This is a genomic window from Aeromicrobium sp. HA, from assembly GCF_027171405.1.
In the GTDB taxonomy this organism is placed as follows: domain Bacteria; phylum Actinomycetota; class Actinomycetes; order Propionibacteriales; family Nocardioidaceae; genus Aeromicrobium; species Aeromicrobium tamlense.
Map to the genome: position 1 here is coordinate 3,003,564 of NZ_CP114372.1, position 17,903 is coordinate 3,021,466.

Consider the following 17,903-nt stretch of genomic DNA (forward strand, 5'->3'; position numbering starts at 1 on the left):
AGTGATCGCCATGTCCCCGCGACGACCGCCCGAAGGACCACGGAACCTGCAGTCGCGCTCGATCCTGGCCGGCCAGGCCGCAGCGGCGGCCGCGGAGGTCGAACAGGCGCTCGCGCAGCCGGTGGACCCCACCGCGGCGGCGTTCTTCGACGTGGACAACACGATCATGCAGGGCGCGTCGATCTTCCTGCTCGCCCGCGGGCTGCACCGGCGCCAGTTCTTCACCACGCGCGACATCGCCCGGGCCGCCTGGCAGCAGGCCTACTTCAAGTACGTCGGCGTGGAGGACCCCGAGCACATCGAGCAGGCCCGCAGCGCCGCGCTCAAGTTCATCGCCGGGCACGAGGTCCGCGAGCTCGAGGAGATCGGCGAGGAGGTCTTCGACGAGTACATGGCCGAGAAGATCTGGCCCGGCACCCGCGCGATGGCCCAGTGGCACCTCGACCGCGGGCAGCGCGTGTGGCTGATGACCGCGGCGCCCGTCGAGATCGCCCAGGTCATCGCGCGCCGGCTCGGCCTCACGGGCGGGCTGGGCACCGTCGCCGAGCACGTCGACGGCGTCTACACGGGCCGGCTCGTCGGCGACATGCTGCACGGCGAGGGCAAGTCCGTGGCCGTCCGGGCACTCGCGGAGTCCGAGGGTCTCGACCTCGAGCGCTGCTACGCGTACTCCGACTCCTCGAACGACATCCCGATGCTGTCCCTCGTCGGGCACCCCTGCGCCGTGAACCCCGACGGCCACCTGCGCTCGCACGCCAAGGCCAACGGCTGGCTCGTCCGCGACTACCGCACGGGCCGCAAGGTGGCCGCCGCCAGCCTGAAGGCCGGCGCCGTGGGCGCCGCCGCCTCGGCCACCTACCTCGTCGGCAAGCGGCTCCGCCGCCGCCTCTAGTCCGCCGGGGGTCGGCGGTGCTCGGGCAGGACGCCGAGGCGGTCGTAGTCCTCGTCGGAGAGCCGGGGCAGCGGGTCGTGGTCGCCCGGCGCGAGGGCGGGCAGCAGCATCGCGACGTAGCGGCGGCGCACCGTGGGCGAGGCGACGGGCGAGTTCAGGCCCAGCACGATCATCCGCAGCAGCCAGTAGATGTCGACCGGCTCGAGGTCGGCGCGCAGGACGCCCGTGACCTGGCCGCGGCGGAGCAGATCGACGAAGGGCTCGCCCAGCTCCTCGAGGGCCTCGTCGGTGACGTGGCTGGCGCCGACCTCGCTCAGCACCGGCGCGTAGCGCCCGATGACCTCGACGAAGCGCTCGGCGACCTCGAGCAGGTCGGCGTCCTCGTCCTCGGCGCCGTCGACGAGCGGCATGAGCTCCTCGGCGAAGATCCGACCGAACGCTGCGCTCTCGAGCGCGGCGCGGTTCGGGAAGTGGCGGTAGACCGTGGCGACGCCGACGCCGGCTTCGGTGGCGATTCGCTCCATCGACGGGGAGGCGTCGTCGGCCCAGAGCCGCTGCACGGCGGCGAGGATGCGCTCGGCGTTCTCGCGCGAGTCACGTCGTGACATACGTCTCCTCACCTCCTCTGGCCTCGTTTCACCCCCCATTCTACGATGTGAGAGTCACCTATCACTTCGTGAGGAACACCCGTGTCGACACTCCTGTACCGCTGGGGCAAGTCCGCCTTCGCTCACCCGTTCCGCTTCCTCGGCGCCTGGCTGGTCCTGCTGGCCGTGATCGTCGGCTCGATCGCCGTCAACGCACCGAAGCTCAGCGGCGAGGTGACGATCAACGGCGTCGCCGCGCAGGAGGTGCTGGAGCAGCTCGAGGAGGAGATGCCCGCCGCCGCGGGTGGCGCGGGCCAGATCGTCTACCGCGCCCCGGACGGCGTCAGCTTCTTCGACGAGCAGTCCGCCGGGCTGCTCGCCCAGTCGATGCAGGAGATCTACGGGAACGACACGGTCGTGAACCCGGCCGACCTCGCGGGCTCGGCCGAGGCGCAGGCCGCCGCCCAGCAGGAGATGGCCGCGCAGGTGAAGGCCGCCGAGCAGGCCGCGGCCGCCGCGCGCGCCGGCCAGGAGCTCGACCAGCCGCTGCCCCTCGTCGTGGGCGGTCAGCTCGTCCCGGGAGTGACGATCTCGCCCGACGGCACCGTCGCGATGGCGCAGTTCCAGTTCACGAAACAGACCACCGACCTGCCCGAGGGCACGATCCACGACGTCCTCGAGGCCGCCGAGGCGCCGGTCGAGGCCGCTGACATCCAGGTGCTCCCCGGCGCCTCCCTGCAGGAGCTGCCCGAGGTCGCGGGCATCGGCGAGGCCGTCGGCATCGTCATCGCCGCGGTCGTGCTGTTCCTCGTCCTCGGCTCGGTCGTCGCGGCCGGCCTGCCCCTGCTGACCGCCATCCTCGGCGTCGGCGTGGGCGTCGGCGGCGCGTACGCGCTCGGCCACTTCTACGAGCTCGGCTCGATGAGCGTCGTCCTGGGCCTCATGCTCGGCCTGGCCGTCGGCATCGACTACGCGCTCTTCATCGTCAACCGCCAGCGCCGCCTCATCATGCGCGAGCGGCTCAGCGCCCACGAGGCCACCGGACGCGCCGTCGGCACCGCCGGCAGCGCCGTGTTCTTCGCCGGCACCACCGTGATCATCGCGCTCGCCGCCCTCGTGGTCATCGGCATCAGCCTGCTCACCACGATGGCGATCATCGCCGCCGCCACGATCGCGGTGGCCGTGCTCGTCGCCCTCACCGCCCTGCCGGCCCTGCTCGGCCTGGTCGGTGAGCGGATCGTGTCGGAGAAGGCCCGCTCGCAGTTCGCCGAGCGCGAGGCCGAGGGCAACGACCACGCCACGGCGCGCCGCTGGGCGACGTTCCTGTCCAAGAACCGCTTCGTCGCCGCGGCCGTCGTCGTGGTCACCACGCTCGTCATCGCCATCCCCGCGCTCGACATGCGACTCGGCCTGCCGTCGAGCGAGAACTACAACGCCGGCTCCGACCAGCGCGAGAGCTACGAGACGGTGAGCGACGCGTTCGGCGAGGGCCTCAACGGCCCGCTGCTCGTGGTGCTGTCGTCGCGCACCGACCAGCCGATCGACCAGCAGGCCGCCGGCGCGGTCCTGGCCGAGCTCGGCCAGGTGAAGGACGTGGCCTCGGCCAACGCCGCCGGCATGAGCGAGGACGGCCGCACCGTGCTGGTCTCGGTCATCCCGCGCGAGGGCCCGACGGACCCGTCCACCGAGACGCTCGTGCACGAGCTGCGCGACCGCTCGAGCGAGTTCTCGCAGCAGTACGACATCGACCTCGGCGTCACCGGCCAGACGGCCATGGGCATCGACATCGCCGAGAAGATGAGCGAGGTCATGCCGATCTACCTCGCGATCGTCATCGTGCTGTCGCTCATCGTCCTGACGATCGTGTTCCGCTCGATCATCGTGCCGCTCAAGGCCACCGCCGGCTTCCTGCTGACGATCCTGGCCACGCTCGGCGCCACGACCGCCGTGTTCCAGTGGGGCTGGCTGAACAGCCTCTTCGGCCTGGACTCGACGGGCCCGGTGATGGCCCTGCTGCCGATCCTCGTCACGGGCATCGCGTACGGCCTGGCGATGGACTACCAGGTGTTCCTGGTGTCCTCGATGCGCGAGTCGTGGGTGCACGGCCACAGCGGGCGCGAGTCCGTGATCGACGGCTTCAGCCACTCCAGCCGCGTCGTCGTGGCGGCCGCCGTGATCATGACCGCCGTCTTCGCCGGCTTCATCTTCAACGGCGACCCGATGATCAAGCAGATCGGCTTCGCCCTCGCCGTCGCGATCGCGATCGACGCGTTCCTCGTGCGCATGACGCTCGTGCCCGCGCTGATGGCGATGTTCGGCGACCGCGCCTGGCGACTGCCGAAGTGGCTCGATCGCGCGCTGCCCGACCTCGACATCGAGGGAGACCAGCTGCTGAAGCGCCTCGGCGCCAAGCAGCCCTGACCCGCTCGGCGGTGGCGTGCGTGGGTCGTGTCGTCCCCCGCACGCCACCGCCGGCGATCTTTTTCTCGTCCGGATGTAACGCCGGACGCGAGTCGTGACAGGTCTCGGGTGTCAGCAGTTCTCGGACTGCCCACCACCTGAGGAGATTCACATGACTCACCGCGCTCGCATCGGTGCGCTCGCCGCCGGCCTGGCCCTGGCCCTCGGCCCGCTCGCGGCCCCGGCCGCCCACGCCGATCGCCCGACCACGTCGGAGCCCTGCGCCACCCAGACCACTCAGGTCGAGCGCGCCGAGGCCCAGCTGGCCAAGGTGAACGCCGTGTTCGCCCAGCAGCAGGCGAAGGTCAAGAAGGCGAAGAAGGAAGTCCGCCAGGCCGACACCGCCTCGGAGAAGCGCAAGGCCGTCAAGAAGCTCAAGGTCGCGAAGGATCGCCGCACCAAGGTCGCCAAGACCAAGAAGGCGCAGGTCCAGCGCGTCGCCAAGGCCAAGGCGCGCCTCGCCAAGTGCCTGGCCAACCAGCCCGCCGCCTGAGCGAGGCACAGACTCGCCCGCGTCGCGGGACGAGGGAGGCCGGTCCGCCCCAACCCCCGGGGCGGGCCGGCATCTTCCTGTCAGGGGGTCTCAGCCGCGAGGCGACGCGTCGACCGAGCGCGCCGGGGTGCGGCCGGCGAGCTTGCGCAGGCCCCGATGCCGCGCCACGCGTACGGACACCGCGCTGACGCCCAGGACGTCGGCCGCCGTGGAGAGGTCCATCCCCATCCCGTCGACCAGGCCCACGGCAGCCCGCTCGCGCGGGGGCAGCGAAGCGAGCATCGATCGCAGCCAGTCCTGACCCTCCACCTCGGGCCCGTGGTCGGGGACGACCTCGTGGAGCTCGTCGGTCTCCACCGGCAGGGTGTTGCGTCGCTGCGAGGTCCGGCGCGAGTTCGCGCTGATCCGCCGGGCGATGCCGAACAGCCAGCCGCCGAAGTCGGCGGCGGTGCCCTCGAACTGCGAGACCTTCGTGGCGGCGACGTACCAGGCCTCGCTGGCGACGTCCTCCGGCGACGCGGCGGTGTCTCCGGTGGGCCGGGTCTGCAGCCACGTGACGAGCCGGCCCGCGTGGGCGCGGTAGAGCTCGCGCCACGCGTCGGGCTCGCCGCACTTGGCGGCCTTGATGACGGCGTCGTCAGTCATCGGCGGCCTGCGCGTTCTTGTCCTTCTCGGGCTTGGCCGAGGGCTTCTCGGGCTTCGGCTTGGTGGAGCCGTTGCCGTCGCCGTTGCCGTTGCCGTTGCCGCGCTCTCGAGCCTCCTCGGACGAGCCCCGGCCCGAGGGGTCCTTGTCCTGCCCGCGGTGCTGGCCGTTGTCGCCCTTGTCCTGACTGCGAGTGTCGCCCTGACCGCGGTCCTTGGCCGGGGGCTGGTCGACGGGCGCCGCGGTGTCGTCACCCGGGTCCTTCGGTGCGGGGTCCGACGGCGATCGGTCGGCAGAGTCGGAGACGTCGCCCGCGCCCGATCCACGGTCGGCACCCGCAGGGGTGACGACCTTTCCGGCGGGATCGAGGTCGGCTCCGCCACCCGATGTGGAGCCGCCGTCCTGACGGTCCCGCGGGGGCGGCTCAGTGGGCGTGACGATGACGTCGCGCAGTGGCGAGGGCGGCAGCAGCGGCACGTCGATCGCGCCGACCGCCCAGGCGCCGCCCACCGAGATGACGCTGACGCCGAGGAAGGACCCCACGACGAGGGCCAGCCGCCGACCACGACTGCGCGTGGGTGCCGTCGAGGCGTGGCTGCGCGCCGCCATCGCGAGGCGGAACACGAGGTCGTCGGACGGCTCGAGCGTGGGGGCGTCGAGGCGCAGGTCCGGCCGTCGGTCAGGCATGTCGGCTCCTCGACTCAGATGAAGGGATTGCCACGCTCGACGAGCAGGCTGTAGAGCGTCTGCTGGATGGTCTCGCGGACCTGGTCGGTCACGTTGAACAGCAGCATCGGGTCGTCGGCCGACTCGGGCGCGTAGGCGTCGGTGCGTACCGGCTCGCCGAACTCGATGATCCACTTGCTCGGCAGCGGGATCAGGCCGAGCGGCCCGAACAGCGGGAAGAACGGCGTGATGGGGATGTACGGCACCCCGAGCAGCCGCGCGAGCGACGGGATGTTGCCCACGAGCGGGTAGATCTCCTCGGCGCCCACGATCGAGACCGGCACGATCGGCACCTGCGCCCGCATCGCGGACGACACGAAGCCACCGCGTCCGAACCGCTGGAGCTTGTAGCGCTCGCTGAACGGCTTGCCGATGCCCTTGAACCCCTCGGGCCACACCGCGGCGAGCTCGCCGGAGGTCAGCAGCCGCTCGGCGTCCTCGGCGCAGGCGAGCGTGGCGCCCATCTTGCGCGCGACCTGGCCGACGTAGGGCAGCCGGAAGACGAGGTCGGCGCCGAGCGGCCGGATCGGGCGACCGGTGTGCTTGCGCACGGCGTAGCCCGTGATGAGGCCGTCGACCGGGACGGTGCCGGAGTGGTTGGCCACCAGCAGCGCGCCGCCGTCGGTGGGGATGTTCTCGACGCCGCGCACCTCGAGCCGGAACCAGCTCTCGGCCAGCGGCTCGACGAGGTGCGACAGCAGGTCGAGCACCTCGGGGTCGAGGCCGAACTCGTCGACCTCGTAGGAGCCGGAGAGGCGGCGACGCAGGCTGCCGACGATCTCGAGCACCTTGACCTGCCAGTCCGTGCCCATGAGCCGGCGGGCGCCCTCGGCGAAGGCGGCGGCGACGTCCTCGGGGTCGATGTCGGCGGTGGCCTCGCGCGGCGGCTCCTGGCGGTGGTCCTGCCCCTCGTCCTCGGGCACCGCGCGCAGGTGACGCTCGCGGGTGCGTCCGGTGGTGGGCTGCTCGGGCTCGACCGGCGACGGCGTGGCCTTCTTCGGTGCCGCCTTCTTGGCGGAGGCGGCCTTCGTCGTGGTGGTCTTCGCGGCGGCCTTCTTGGCCGCCGTCTTCTTCGCGGCGGTCTTCTTCGCGGTCTGGGGCGCGTCCTGCTTCGGCGCGGCCGAGCGGGCCGAGGCGGAGGTCGCGGCGTCGGCCTGGGCGGCCGAGGTGGGCTTGGTGCCCGAGGTCTTCGCGGCCTTCTTCGCGGCGGACTTGCCGGTGGCCTTCCTGGCCGCCGGACCGGCGAGCGAGCGCGCGGCTCGCGACGGGGACGTGGAGCCATTGCCCCGTCCCGGCCGGCCGGAGATGCCGATGCCCTTCAGGTCGTCCTTCATCCGGTGATCCCCCATGCGTGCAGCAGGCCCGGGCGCGCCGTCTCGGCGTACCACTCGAAGGTCTCGCGGGTCGTGTGCCGGGGACGGTAGCCGAAGATCTCGTGCAGCGCCGTGGTGTCGAGCACCCGGCCGTACGTGAGCAGGCGGTGCACGCCCGGCGACACGTCGGATCCCATGTAGTGCACCATCCGGCGCAGCACCGAGCCGAAGCCCAGCGGCAGCAGCGGGAGCGTGGGCTTGCCCATGATCCGGGCAGCCTGGCTGAGCATGAGGATCCCGTCGCCGGCCACGTTGAAGGTGCCGGGGTGGTCCTCGTGCGCGGCCATCGCGATGACCTCGAGGGCGTCCTGCGGGTGCAGCAGCTGCAGGCGCGCGTCGAAGCCCATCGGCACCGGCAGGACCGGGTTGGAGAAGTACGTCCCGAGCACGGTCGGGAAGTGCGGCGACAGCCACTGCGCCATGCGCAGGGTGGTCACGCAGACGTCGGGACGGCGGCGCGCGAAGCCGCGCGTGTAGCCCTCGACCTCGACGATGTCCTTGGCGAACCCGGACTTGGTGCCGCCGCGCGCCGTCGCGGACTCGGTGAACACCGCGGGGTCGCGCGGGGACGCGCCGTACACGGCCGCACTGCTGGCCAGGACGACGCGCTTGACCGTCTCGGAGCGCTGACAGGCGGCGAGCACCTGCATCGTGCCGATGACGTTGATCTCCTTGGTGGCGCTGCCGCCCGCGCGTGAGCGCATCGGCGCCAGGTCCGCGTGGACGACGGTGTCGACGTCCTCGACGGCGAGCACCTTGGAGATGACGGGCGTGCGGATGTCCGCACGCACGAACTTGACTGACCCGAGATCGTCGGTGGGCAGGGTCGTGTCGACGGCGACGACCCTGACATCCTCCGCTTCAGCGATGCGCCGGGCGGCCTGAGCCACGCCCGGCGTGGCCGCGCCCGTGACGAGGACGACCCCGGCCATCGGTCACTTGCCCAGACGGCGGCGCTGCACTCGCGTGCGCTTGAGCATCTTGCGGTGCTTCTTCTTCGACATCCGCTTGCGGCGCTTCTTGATGACAGAACCCACGACTCACCTCGATCTGATCTTTCACACAGGACAGACCAACACTAGGCGATCGCACCCCGTCGGCGCACACGCGGTGGGCGCTCGGGGGCGAAGTCCTGTCGGTCCGCCCCCCACGGACCCCAGGTTGCGTCAGCCGGCTTGGTAGAACGACTTCTGCAGCAGCTCCTCGACCGCGTGCTCGGGCACGCGGAAGGAGCGACCGACACGCACGGCCTCGAGCTCACCCGAGTGCACGAGTCGGTACACCGTCATCTTCGAGACACGGATCTGGTCCGCGACCTCGGCGACGGTCATGAAGCGGGTTCCCTCAGTCATCTCACACCATCCTCCCAGGGCACGCGCGCTCTCCGGCTTCCCCACCGGAGAGTGAGCGCGCGTGCTTGATGGAAGCGTAGTGGCACGTGAGTCACCTGTGAACGGAAAACTTGAAACTCTCAGGAAACTCACGTACCTTCGGCCGCCGCAGCCGTCCTTGTGTACCGCGGCCGTACCGCGAAACTCGTGGTTTCACCGGGAATTTCAGTCAGTACGACGGGTCGAGGCCGTTCAGCGGAAAACTCTCGGTGCGCGTCGCCTGGATCGAGCGGTCGAGCCACGACGCGGGGTCGTAGCCGTCCTCCCAGCGGCGGTAGAGGGCCCGGCGACCATCGGTCATCCGCGTCGGGGCGGGCTGGCCGCGCAGCTGCTCCACGGCCCGGCGCCAGGCCTCGGGCGTCTCGGTCTCGGGCGGCAGCGGGTTGCCGCTGACGATCGACAGCAGGTGTCCCCAGGCGCGCGGCACGACGTCGACCACGGCGTAGCCGCCGCCACCGGTGGCCAGCCAGCGCCCGCCGGTGAGCTCCTCGGCGAGGTCGCGGACGGCGAGGTACGAGGCGCGCTGGCCGTCGACGCTCAGCATGAGGTTGGTCAGCGGGTCGTCCATGTGGGAGTCGCAGCCGTGCTGGCTGACGATGACCTCCGGCGCGAACTCGCGCACGATCGGCGGCACGACCGCGTGGAACGCGCGCAGCCAGCCCGCGTCGGACGTGCCGGGCGGCAGCGGGACGTTGACCGCCGAGCCCTCGGCGCCCTCGGCGCCCACCTCGGTGGAGTAGCCCGTGCCCGGGAAGAGGGTCTGCGGGGACTCGTGCAGGGAGATCGTCAGGACCCGCGGGTCGTGGTAGAAGATCGCCTGCACGCCGTCGCCGTGATGGGCGTCGACGTCGATGTAGACGATCTTCTTCGCACCGTGGTCGAGCATCCACTGGATGCCCATCGCCACGTCGTTGTAGACGCAGAAGCCGCTCGCCCGTCCGGGCATCGCATGGTGCAGGCCGCCGCTGACGTTGATCGCCCGCTTGCGCTCACCGGTCCAGACCAGGCGCGCGGCCTCGAGGCTGGCTCCGGCGATGAGCGCGCTGGCGTCGTGCATCCCGCGGAACACGGGGTTGTCCTCGGTGCCGAGACCGTGCGCGGGGTCGGAGTGCGTGGGGTGCTTGCTCAGGTTGACGACGCGCTCGACGTAGTCGGGCGTGTGGACGCTCAGCAGCTCGCTCTCGGTGGCGGGACGGGCGCCGACGACGTCGAGGTCCTCCAGGACGCCCAGCTCCTCGGCGAGCGCCATCGTCAGCTTCACGCGGACGGGCGCCATCGGGTGCGACGGCCCGAAGTCGTAGTCGGTGAGGTGCTCGTCGAACACCACCGCGGCGCGATCGTCCATGTCGTCAGCCTAGTTCCGCGGAGCGGGCGATCGCGGCCAGAACGCCAGCGCGGATCCCCTCGCCGACGCCGTGCTGGTCGAACGTGGTGATCGCCGCGTGGGTGGTGCCGTTCGGGGAGGTGACGCGGCGGCGCAGCTCCTCGGGCGACTCGTCCGAGCCGGCCAGCAGCTCGGAGGCCCCGACGAGGGTCTGCACGGTCAGCGCGCGCGCCGCCTCGGGGTCGAGGCCTCCCTCGATGCCCGCGGCGATCATGTGCTCGGCGAGGTGGAACAGGTAGGCCGGGCCGGAGCCCGAGACGGCCGTGACGGCGTCCTGGTGCGACTCGTCCACCACGACGACCTCGCCGCCGGAGCGGAGGAGGTCGACGACCGCGTCGAGCCTCTCGACGGGGACGCGGCTGCCGGGCGAGACGCCGAACATGCCGCGGCCGATGACGGCGGGCGTGTTCGGCATCGCACGGACCACGGCGACGCCCTCGGGCAGCGCGGCCTCGATCGTGGCGGTGCGGACTCCGGCGGCCAGCGAGACCACGGTGGCGCCGTCCCCGGCCACCGCCGAGATCTCGGGCAGGACCGAGGCCACGTCCTGCGGCTTCACGACCAGCAGGATCATCTCGGCCCCGGCGACCGCGGCGACGTCGTCCGACGTCTCGTGGCCCCGGGCCTCCAGCTCGGCACGCCGCTCGGCGCTGCGCTCCACGACGACGATGTCGTCCCGGCCCGCGCGGGCCATCGCCTCGGCCAGCGTGCCTCCCATGACACCGCCACCGATGACCGCGATCCTCATGGGACCGAGGGTAGTTGGCGGTGGGCCCGGCCCGGCCAGCGGGCGTGACGGGCGTCTCTCAGGCGTCGATGCCGAGGACCGCGAGGGCCTCGTCCACGGACTGCACGATCGTGAACAGCTCCTCGTCGCGCGGACCGATGAAGCCCTCGGCCGCGCCGTGCGACACGATCTCGCGCAGCGGGCCGTAGTAGCCCTCGGTGTCGACCACGACGATCGGCTTGTCGTGGAAGCCGAGCTGGCGCCACGTGAGGATCTCGAAGAACTCCTCGTAGGTTCCGAGCCCGCCGGGCAGGACGACGAACGCGTCGGAGAGCTCGTGCATGAGGGCCTTGCGCTCGTGCATCGTCTCCACGACGTGCATGTCCGGGTCCTCGGTACGGCCGCCCTCGCGCTCCAGCAGCGACTGCGGGATGACCCCGACGACGCGGCCGCCGTGCTCGCGGGCGGCGCGGGAGGCCGCGCCCATGATGCCGATGCCGCCGCCGCCGAACACCAGGTCCACGCCCGCGCGGGCCAGGGCGGTGCCGAGCTGCTCGGCGGCCCGGAGGTACTCGGGCCGGGCCCCGTCGCGGGCGCCGCAGAACACGCAGACGGCGTCGATGCTGGTCTCGCTCATGGCACTCACGGTGCCAGTCTGGGGCGAACGCCCGGCGACGGCCCGGCAACCGCGCGATGACGGCGCGCCGCCTGCGCCTATCGTGGCCCGGTGCGCATCGACCCCTTCGTCGTGATGATCCTCGGCCTGGCCGGCCTCGGGATCGTGCTGCCGGCGCAGGGCGAGGTGCTCGAGGTCGTCAACGTGCTCGTGCAGGTCGGCATCGTCGCGCTGTTCTTCCTCTACGGCGCGCGGCTGTCGACGGCCGAGGTCGTGCACGGGCTGACCGCGTGGCGGGTCCACGTCCTGATCGTCGCGGTCACGTTCGTCGTCTTCCCGCTGCTGGGCCTGGCGCTGTCGCCGCTGGCGCCCTCGGTGATCTCGCAGCAGCTGCTGACCGCGCTCGTGTTCCTGTGCCTGGTCCCCTCGACCGTCCAGTCGTCGGTGGCGTTCACGTCGATCGCCGGCGGCGACCGCGCGATCGCCGTCGTCGCGGCCTCGACCTCCAGCCTGCTCGGCGTGTTCCTCACGCCCCTGCTGGTGGCCCTGCTCCTCGGTGGCGACGTCACGGTGGACGCGGAGGCGATCCTGCGCATCGTCGGCCTGCTCCTGCTGCCGTTCCTCGCGGGCCAGGTGGCGCGGCGCTGGCTGCGACCGTGGCTCGTGCGGCACGACGTGGGACTGCGCCGCTTCGACCGGTCCACCGTGCTGCTGGTGGTCTACGCCGGCTTCAGCCGCGGCACGAACGCCGACGTGTGGGACGTCCTGGACTGGGGCGACGGCGCCGTCGTCGCCGGGGTCTGCGCGGGCCTGCTCGCCGTCTCGTCGCTCGTGTGCTGGCTGGCGGGGCGCCGGTTCGGCCGCGGGGCGCAGGTGGCGATCTACTTCTGCGGCACGAACAAGTCGCTCGCCGCGGGCCTGCCGATGGCCAGCGTGCTGTTCTCGGCCACCACGTTCCCGCTCATGATCCTGCCGCTGATGGTCTACCACCAGCTCCAGCTCGTGGTCGGCTCGATCGTCGCCACCAGACTGTCGGGGCACGGTCGTAGCGTGCAGCCATGACTGTCACACCCGCGATGATCACGTGCGACACGACCGACGCCCTGGCGTTGGCCACCTGGTGGGCCGAGCAGACCGGCGGCACCATCACCGAGGAGAACGACGGCTGGTACGTCATCGTCTCGGTCCCCGACAGCCCCACGCTGGCGTTCCAGAAGGTCGAGGACCCCACGCCGGGCAAGAACCGGCTGCACCTCGACGTTCTCGCGGACGACCTCGATGCCGAGGTCGCGCGGCTGCGCGAGGCCGGCGCGGGGCTCGTGGCCGAGCGCGGCGACGCGAGCTTCCGGTGGGTCACGCTGACCGATCCCGCCGGTAACGAGTTCTGCGTCGCGCAGCGGTCCTGAGCCGGCTCAGACCGGCGTCGGCGCGAGGTGCAGGCGTGCGTACGCCAGTGCCTCCAGCAGGTCCGCATCGCGGTCGTCCGACTTGCGGGTGTTGACCTCCACCACGACGTGGCCCGTGAAGCCGCGGTCGGCGAGGTGGCCCAGCAGGCGGTCGCAGCCCTGCGTGCCGCGGCCCGGGATGAGGTGCTCGTCCTTGATCGAGCCCGACCCGTCGGCGAGGTGGATGTGCCGCAGCCGGTCGCCGAGGTCGTCGATCAGCTGCATCGAGTCGATCCGCGAGGTGGCGCTGTGCGAGAAGTCCACCGTGACGTTCTCGTACTCGAACGGCACCGGGTCCCAGCCGGGCGCGTAGGCCTGGAACTCGCGCTTGCCCGAGCGCCACGGATACATGTTCTCCACGGCGAAGGCCACGTCGTACTCGTCCTCGAGCCGGGCGATGCCCTCGACGAAGCCGCGCGCGTACTCGCGCTGCCACCGGAACGGCGGGTGCACGACCACGGTGTCGGCGCCCACGTCGAGCGCCATCTCGGCGCTGCGGTGGATCTTGCCCCATGGGTCGGTGCCCCACACGCGCTGCGTCACCAGCAGGCACGGCGCGTGGATCGAGACGACCGGGATGTCGTGCGCCTGGGCCAGCGCCTTGATCGCGGTGGTGTCGGCACTGACCTCGTCGAGGCCCACCATGACCTCGACACCGTCGTAGCCCAGGCGCGCCGCGGTCGCGAAGCCCGCCGCCGTGCCGTCGGGATAGACCGACGACGTCGACAGCGAGACCCTCGGCTGGCTCACACTCACGCCTTCCAGACTAGGGCGGCACTGGTCACAGGTGGTCCAGGTACTCGATCAGCACGCCCTCGCGCAGGGCCCACGGGCAGATCTGGAGCTCGTCGACGCCGAACAGCTCCATGGTGGCCTCGGCGACCACGGCACCCGCGCGCATCTGGTGCGCGCGCATCGCCGAGACGCCCGGCATCGCGGCGATCTGCTCATCGGTGGCGACCCGCAGCTCCTGGCCCAGGCTCACGAGATCGCGGTGCTTGAGCGTGCGCCGGACGTAGGGCCCCTCCCCCGACGGCGCGGCGCCGCACATGCGCGCCAGCGAGCGGAAGGTCTTGCTGGTGGCCACGGCGCGGTCGAAGGGACCGCCGCGCAGCAGCGGGCCGGCGACGGCGCCGATCTCCCGGCGCACCTCGCGGCGCAGGTCGTCGTGGTCCATCCCGCGGTCGAGCCACTCGCGGGTGAGCCGGCCGGCGCCCAGCGGCAGCGACGTGGCGGTCTCGGGCTCCTCGTCGGCGCCGACGGCCAGCTCGAGCGAGCCGCCGCCGATGTCGAACACGCCGAGGCGGCCCGACGACCAGCCGAACCAGCGGCGCACCGCCAGGAAGGTCAGCCGCGCCTCGTCCTCGCCGGGCAGGATCTGCAGCTGCGTCCCACTGGCCTCGGCGACCCGCGCGATCACCTCGTCGGCGTTGCCCGCGTCGCGCACGGCGGAGGTCGCGAACGCCAGCACGCGCTCGGCGCCCTTGTCCTCGGCCTGCGAGGCGGCCTCGGTCACGTACTTCACGAGTCGGTCGGTGCCTTCTGCCGTGAGATGGCCGCCGGCGTCGAGGTTCTCGGCGAGGCGCAGTGGCTCGCTGAACGAGTGGGCCGGGATCGGCGGTCCGCCACGGAACGCGTCGACGATGAGCAGGTGCCCGGTGTTGGAACCGATGTCGAGGACGCCGATGCGCATGGGCCTCAGTGTGACATCGCTGCGGCGGGCTGCGCAGGCGAGCGCGGCGGCTCGAACACTCCGGTGCGCGCGATCTCGCGGTAGAGCACGGGCGCGAGCGTGGCCGCGTAGGACGCCGAGACGTGGTTGTAGTCGCGGTAGACGTTGACCCCGCCGATCACCGCGGGGCACACGTCGTCGTGGCAGAACAGCGGCTCGGTGTCGACGAAGTGGGCGCCGTCGACCTGCTCGGCCGCGGGGCCGAACGGGTCGAACTCGGGCACGACGTCGTCGAGCGGGACGTCGCACTGCGACCAGTCCGTGGAGCCGAGGGCGGCGAGGCAGTCGACGGTGTCGTCCGGCATCCGCGGGTTGTCGCGCAGCGCCACGATCGGCACGCCGGCGCGCGTGACGGGCTCCCACGCCTCGACGTGGCTGGCCACCTGGCGGCCCTTCGGGCCCTTCATGCGGCCGTTGTACGAGGTGGTCACGACGACGTCGTAGTCGGTCGCGTGCTCGTCCAGCCAGTCGGCGAGCTTGCCGCGCCACTCGTCGCACAGCGGACCACGCTGGGTGTCCTTGCGGTCGACGACCGGCAGGGTGCTCCAGCCACAGCTGGCCTTCGCCGCGGCGTCCACCGAGACGACGCCCTGCTCCGCGAGACGTCGGAAGGCGCCGAACAGCACGCGGGCATGCGAGTCGCCCAGCACGAGGATCTTCGGGGCGTCCTCGGCCGGCTTCGCGCCGGGGGCCAGGTCGCAGATGTTGAGGTTGGCGTCGCCCGGATCGGACCAGCACTCGAGGTAGGCCACGAAGTCCCGACCGGCGCGGCTGACGTCGGGCCGGATCACGCCGTCCAGGTCAGGGTTCGCGCACGACTCCCCGTCGGTCAGGGCCGCCATCGTCATCGCGCCGAAGCAGTCCGGCTCGTCGGCGGTCATGAGCGCCTCGACCCGCGAGACGTCGCTCTCGATGGCCTCGACCCGGTCCGTCCCGGGCACCGTGACGAGGAACGCCGCCAGCACCGCGGCGGCGGCGACCGTGACCCACAGGCCTCCGTGGTCGACGAGTGCGCGCAGGCCCGCGACGAGCGCCACCGTGACGACCGCGGCCAGGCCGACGAGCAGGAGGAGCTCCGCGCGGTCGCGCAGCCCGATCTCACGGCCGGCGATCTCGGGGGCGAATCGCAGGGCGGGGCCGGCCCAGCAGAGGCCGGCCCAGGCGATCGCGGCGAGCCAGCCGGACAGCCGCGGGCCGAGCCACGTGGCGGGCGAACCGTGAGCGGGTCCCGACGCGGCCAGGAGGACGCCGGCCATGGCGCCGACCACGGTCAGCAGGAGGTCTCCGGACACGAGCACGGCGACCGCTCCGACGCCGAGCCCCGTGCCCCACGCGATGAGCGCCATCGGGCGCCCGAGCGCCGCGTCGCCCGCCCGCGACAGGGCGAGCGCCACGAGGACGCCGAGGCCCACGGGCCAGAACCGGGCGCCGAGGTGCAGCGCCGGGTCGAACGCCCACCAGACGAAGGAGGCGGCGGACAGGACCAGGACGATGAGGCTCAGCCCGCTGGCGAGCCGGTCGGCGACGAGGCGCAGGACCAGCACGACGACGGCGGACTGCACGAGCAGCGAGACGAGCCAGAAGGTGGCCACGGGCGAGTCGGCGGCGACGGTGCGCACGTTGGTGAGTGCGAGCGCGGCGTCGCGGACGTCGTGCAGGAGCGGCGCCCAGTCACGGACGTCCATCCAGCGCTGCACGGCCAGGCCGGTGGCGACGAGCACGAGCAGGGGCGACACGAGGAGCCGCAGGCCGGTGCCGATCACGTTGGCGAGGGGACGGTCGCGCTCGACGAGCAGGACCTGGGCGAACAGCGCGCCGGCCACGACCAGGAGGACCTCGACCGCGACGTCGGCCCCGGGAAGGCGTCCGGGCCAGTACACGCCGAGCACGAAGAGGGCCGCCGCGGCGGCCGCGATCGTGCACCACGCGGTGGTGAGTCGTCCCCCGGTCACGTTCGTCAACCCTACGTGGCCGGTCCACGTGACCTACCCTGACTCCGTGCCCGAGGTCGACCTGGGATTCCCCCGCTCGTTCGTGGAGTTCGCGAACCCCGACGACGCCACCGAGGTCTTCCGCTGCGACCTCACGTGGCTCACGTCGCGCTGGACCTGCATCTTCGGCGCGGGGTGCGCGGGCATCTACGCCTCCGCGCCCGACTCGGGCTGCTGCACCCTGGGCGCGCACTTCAGCGACGAGGACGACCACGCCCGCGTCGCCGGGTTCGTCGAGCAGCTCGACCCCACCGAGTGGGAGCTGCACGACCTCGGCCGCGCCGAGGGCTGGACCGAGCGCGACGCCGACGGCGAGCTCAAGACGCGGGTCGCGGACGGCGCCTGCATCTTCCACAACTCGCGCGACTTCCCCGGCGGCTACGGCTGCGCCCTGCACGCCCACGCCCTCGCCACGGGGCTCGAGCCGCACACCACGAAGCCCGACGTGTGCTGGCAGCTGCCGCTGCGCCGCGAGTTCCGCGAGGTCGACCCCGGCGACGGCTCGCACTACACCGAGGTCAGCATCGGCGAGTACACCCGCACGGGCTGGGGCCCGGGTGGTGCCGATCTCGACTGGTACTGCTCGTCGAACACCGAGGCGCACGTCGCGCCCGAGCCCGTCTACCTCGGCAGCCGCGCCGAGCTGACGGCACTCATGGGCGAGGCCGGCTACGCCGAGCTGGTGGGTCACTGTGAGCGCTTCGTCGCCGCGGGTCGCCCGGTGCCGCACCCCGCCGACCCAAGGTGACCCTGACTGAGACGGCGATCACGTGACGGGCAACAATGCCGTATGCACCTCGATCACCTGTCGTTCGCCGTCGGACCCGCGGGCCTCATCGCGACCACGACCGAGCTGAGCGAGAAGTTCGGCGCCGTGTTCCAGGCGGGTGGCATCCACCCCCGCTTCGGCACCAACAACATGATCCTGCCGCTGAGGAACCACCAGTACCTGGAGGTCGTCGAGGCGCTCGAGCACCCCGCGTCGGACAAGGCTCCGTTCGGCCAGGCCGTGCGCGCCCGCTCCGAGCTCGGCGGCGGCTGGCTCGGCTGGTGCGTCTCGGTCGAGGACATCACCCCGGTGGAGCACCGCATCGGCCGTCACGCCGTGCCGGGCAACCGTCACCGTCCCGACGGCCTCAACCTCACGTGGAAGCAGATCGGCGTCCACGGCATGCGCGCCGATCCGCAGCTGCCGTTCGTCATCTCGTGGGACATCCCCGAGGACGAGCACCCCTCGCAGATGGCGGAGTCCGAGGTCACGCTGACGGCCCTGGAGATCGCCGGCAGCCCCGAGCGGCTGGCCGACTGGCTCGGCGAGCCCGCCGTCGGCGCGCTCGAGCAGATCGAGGTCCGCTGGGTCGCCCCGAACGGCGCGCCGGGCATCCTCGCCGCCGAGTTCGACACCCCGAACGGCATCGTCCGGGTCTGATCGCCGCGGGGTCG

At 72.1% G+C, this 17,903-nt stretch carries 20 protein-coding genes; 7 read left to right on the forward strand and 13 right to left on the reverse strand.

Going from position 1 to position 17,903, the window contains the following annotated elements:
- Positions 1-10 precede the first annotated feature (10 nt).
- Positions 11-892 (forward strand): HAD family hydrolase, encoded by an 882-nt coding sequence (locus O3S82_RS14860; protein ID WP_179422582.1) that lies wholly within the window; start codon positions 11-13, stop codon positions 890-892.
- Here the strand turns inward: O3S82_RS14860 and O3S82_RS14865 are convergent.
- Positions 889-1,500, reverse strand: a complete 612-nt coding sequence (locus O3S82_RS14865; protein WP_179422580.1) for a TetR/AcrR family transcriptional regulator — start codon at positions 1,498-1,500, stop codon at positions 889-891. The two genes, O3S82_RS14860 and O3S82_RS14865, sit on opposite strands and share 4 nt — an antisense overlap.
- A gap of 81 nt (positions 1,501-1,581) precedes the next feature.
- Between O3S82_RS14865 and O3S82_RS14870 the strand changes: the two genes are divergently transcribed.
- The gene (locus O3S82_RS14870) at positions 1,582-3,900 is read left to right on the forward strand and encodes an MMPL family transporter (RefSeq protein WP_269303840.1); all 2,319 of its coding nucleotides are present in this window, start codon (positions 1,582-1,584) and stop codon (positions 3,898-3,900) included.
- A 151-nt stretch (positions 3,901-4,051) separates the two neighbouring features.
- Positions 4,052-4,432: a hypothetical protein gene (locus O3S82_RS14875; protein ID WP_269303842.1), complete on the forward strand. Its 381-nt coding sequence runs from the start codon at positions 4,052-4,054 to the stop codon at positions 4,430-4,432.
- A gap of 90 nt (positions 4,433-4,522) precedes the next feature.
- Here the strand turns inward: O3S82_RS14875 and O3S82_RS14880 are convergent, their stop codons facing one another.
- From O3S82_RS14880 to O3S82_RS14920, 9 genes are all read right to left on the reverse strand, one after another.
- Entirely contained in the window at positions 4,523-5,077 is a 555-nt protein-coding gene (locus O3S82_RS14880; protein ID WP_179422574.1) for an RNA polymerase sigma factor, read from the reverse strand.
- A complete protein-coding gene (locus O3S82_RS14885) occupies positions 5,070-5,762 on the reverse strand; it encodes a hypothetical protein (protein WP_269303845.1) in 693 nt (230 codons plus the stop codon). The genes O3S82_RS14880 and O3S82_RS14885 overlap by 8 nt, the downstream gene beginning before the upstream one ends.
- 14 nt (positions 5,763-5,776) lie before the next feature.
- Positions 5,777-7,135, reverse strand: a complete 1,359-nt coding sequence (locus O3S82_RS14890; protein WP_269303847.1) for a lysophospholipid acyltransferase family protein — start codon at positions 7,133-7,135, stop codon at positions 5,777-5,779.
- Positions 7,132-8,106: an NAD-dependent epimerase/dehydratase family protein gene (locus tag O3S82_RS14895; protein ID WP_179422568.1), complete on the reverse strand. Its 975-nt coding sequence runs from the start codon at positions 8,104-8,106 to the stop codon at positions 7,132-7,134. Before O3S82_RS14895 ends, O3S82_RS14890 begins: the two co-directional genes overlap by 4 nt.
- Positions 8,107-8,109: 3 nt before the next feature.
- Positions 8,110-8,211 (reverse strand): 30S ribosomal protein bS22, encoded by a 102-nt coding sequence (locus O3S82_RS14900; protein ID WP_019143756.1) that lies wholly within the window; start codon positions 8,209-8,211, stop codon positions 8,110-8,112.
- Positions 8,212-8,340: 129 nt separating this feature from the next.
- A complete protein-coding gene (locus tag O3S82_RS14905) occupies positions 8,341-8,526 on the reverse strand; it encodes a helix-turn-helix domain-containing protein (protein WP_179422566.1) in 186 nt (61 codons plus the stop codon).
- A 208-nt stretch (positions 8,527-8,734) separates the two neighbouring features.
- Positions 8,735-9,910, reverse strand: coding sequence for an acetoin utilization protein AcuC (locus tag O3S82_RS14910; RefSeq protein WP_269303854.1), 1,176 nt, complete (start codon positions 9,908-9,910; stop codon positions 8,735-8,737).
- Between the two features lie 4 nt (positions 9,911-9,914).
- Complete coding sequence (gene proC, locus O3S82_RS14915) at positions 9,915-10,697, reverse strand: pyrroline-5-carboxylate reductase (RefSeq protein WP_179422562.1); 783 nt, start codon at positions 10,695-10,697, stop codon at positions 9,915-9,917.
- Between the two features lie 58 nt (positions 10,698-10,755).
- Complete coding sequence (locus O3S82_RS14920) at positions 10,756-11,313, reverse strand: TIGR00730 family Rossman fold protein (protein ID WP_269303856.1); 558 nt, start codon at positions 11,311-11,313, stop codon at positions 10,756-10,758.
- Positions 11,314-11,403: 90 nt separating this feature from the next.
- Here O3S82_RS14920 and O3S82_RS14925 point away from each other — a divergent pair, with 90 nt between their 5' ends.
- A complete protein-coding gene (locus O3S82_RS14925) occupies positions 11,404-12,354 on the forward strand; it encodes a bile acid:sodium symporter family protein (protein ID WP_269303858.1) in 951 nt (316 codons plus the stop codon).
- Positions 12,351-12,698, forward strand: a complete 348-nt coding sequence (locus tag O3S82_RS14930) for a VOC family protein (RefSeq protein ID WP_179422558.1) — start codon at positions 12,351-12,353, stop codon at positions 12,696-12,698. Before O3S82_RS14925 ends, O3S82_RS14930 begins: the two co-directional genes overlap by 4 nt.
- Before the next feature lie 6 nt (positions 12,699-12,704).
- Here the strand turns inward: O3S82_RS14930 and O3S82_RS14935 are convergent, their stop codons facing one another.
- The 3 genes from O3S82_RS14935 to O3S82_RS14945 are packed head-to-tail and all read right to left on the reverse strand — an operon-like array spanning position 12,705 to position 16,421.
- Complete coding sequence (locus tag O3S82_RS14935) at positions 12,705-13,493, reverse strand: sugar phosphate isomerase/epimerase family protein (RefSeq protein WP_331283450.1); 789 nt, start codon at positions 13,491-13,493, stop codon at positions 12,705-12,707.
- 25 nt (positions 13,494-13,518) lie between these two features.
- Entirely contained in the window at positions 13,519-14,430 is a 912-nt protein-coding gene (locus O3S82_RS14940; protein ID WP_179422556.1) for a Ppx/GppA phosphatase family protein, read from the reverse strand.
- Between the two features lie 5 nt (positions 14,431-14,435).
- Positions 14,436-16,421, reverse strand: a complete 1,986-nt coding sequence (locus O3S82_RS14945; protein ID WP_269303861.1) for an SGNH hydrolase domain-containing protein — start codon at positions 16,419-16,421, stop codon at positions 14,436-14,438.
- 46 nt (positions 16,422-16,467) lie between these two features.
- Here O3S82_RS14945 and O3S82_RS14950 point away from each other — a divergent pair, with 46 nt between their 5' ends.
- A complete protein-coding gene (locus tag O3S82_RS14950) occupies positions 16,468-17,208 on the forward strand; it encodes a hypothetical protein (RefSeq protein ID WP_269303863.1) in 741 nt (246 codons plus the stop codon).
- Positions 17,209-17,250: 42 nt separating this feature from the next.
- Entirely contained in the window at positions 17,251-17,889 is a 639-nt protein-coding gene (locus tag O3S82_RS14955) for a VOC family protein (RefSeq protein ID WP_179422550.1), read from the forward strand.
- The last annotated feature ends 14 nt before the right edge of the window (positions 17,890-17,903 follow it).

Excerpts from the sequence above, each read along its gene's own strand:
- O3S82_RS14860 (WP_179422582.1), top strand. The coding sequence starts at position 11 with ATGTCCCCGCGACGACCGCCCGAAGGACCACGGAACCTGCAGTCGCGC.
- O3S82_RS14865 (WP_179422580.1), bottom strand. The coding sequence starts at position 1,500 with ATGTCACGACGTGACTCGCGCGAGAACGCCGAGCGCATCCTCGCCGCC.
- O3S82_RS14875 (WP_269303842.1), top strand. The coding sequence starts at position 4,052 with ATGACTCACCGCGCTCGCATCGGTGCGCTCGCCGCCGGCCTGGCCCTG.
- O3S82_RS14880 (WP_179422574.1), bottom strand. The coding sequence starts at position 5,077 with ATGACTGACGACGCCGTCATCAAGGCCGCCAAGTGCGGCGAGCCCGAC.
- O3S82_RS14885 (WP_269303845.1), bottom strand. The coding sequence starts at position 5,762 with ATGCCTGACCGACGGCCGGACCTGCGCCTCGACGCCCCCACGCTCGAG.
- O3S82_RS14890 (WP_269303847.1), bottom strand. The coding sequence starts at position 7,135 with ATGAAGGACGACCTGAAGGGCATCGGCATCTCCGGCCGGCCGGGACGG.
- O3S82_RS14895 (WP_179422568.1), bottom strand. The coding sequence starts at position 8,106 with ATGGCCGGGGTCGTCCTCGTCACGGGCGCGGCCACGCCGGGCGTGGCT.
- O3S82_RS14905 (WP_179422566.1), bottom strand. The coding sequence starts at position 8,526 with ATGACTGAGGGAACCCGCTTCATGACCGTCGCCGAGGTCGCGGACCAG.
- O3S82_RS14910 (WP_269303854.1), bottom strand. The coding sequence starts at position 9,910 with ATGGACGATCGCGCCGCGGTGGTGTTCGACGAGCACCTCACCGACTAC.
- proC (WP_179422562.1), bottom strand. The coding sequence starts at position 10,697 with ATGAGGATCGCGGTCATCGGTGGCGGTGTCATGGGAGGCACGCTGGCC.
- O3S82_RS14920 (WP_269303856.1), bottom strand. The coding sequence starts at position 11,313 with ATGAGCGAGACCAGCATCGACGCCGTCTGCGTGTTCTGCGGCGCCCGC.
- O3S82_RS14930 (WP_179422558.1), top strand. The coding sequence starts at position 12,351 with ATGACTGTCACACCCGCGATGATCACGTGCGACACGACCGACGCCCTG.
- O3S82_RS14940 (WP_179422556.1), bottom strand. The coding sequence starts at position 14,430 with ATGCGCATCGGCGTCCTCGACATCGGTTCCAACACCGGGCACCTGCTC.
- O3S82_RS14955 (WP_179422550.1), top strand. The coding sequence starts at position 17,251 with ATGCACCTCGATCACCTGTCGTTCGCCGTCGGACCCGCGGGCCTCATC.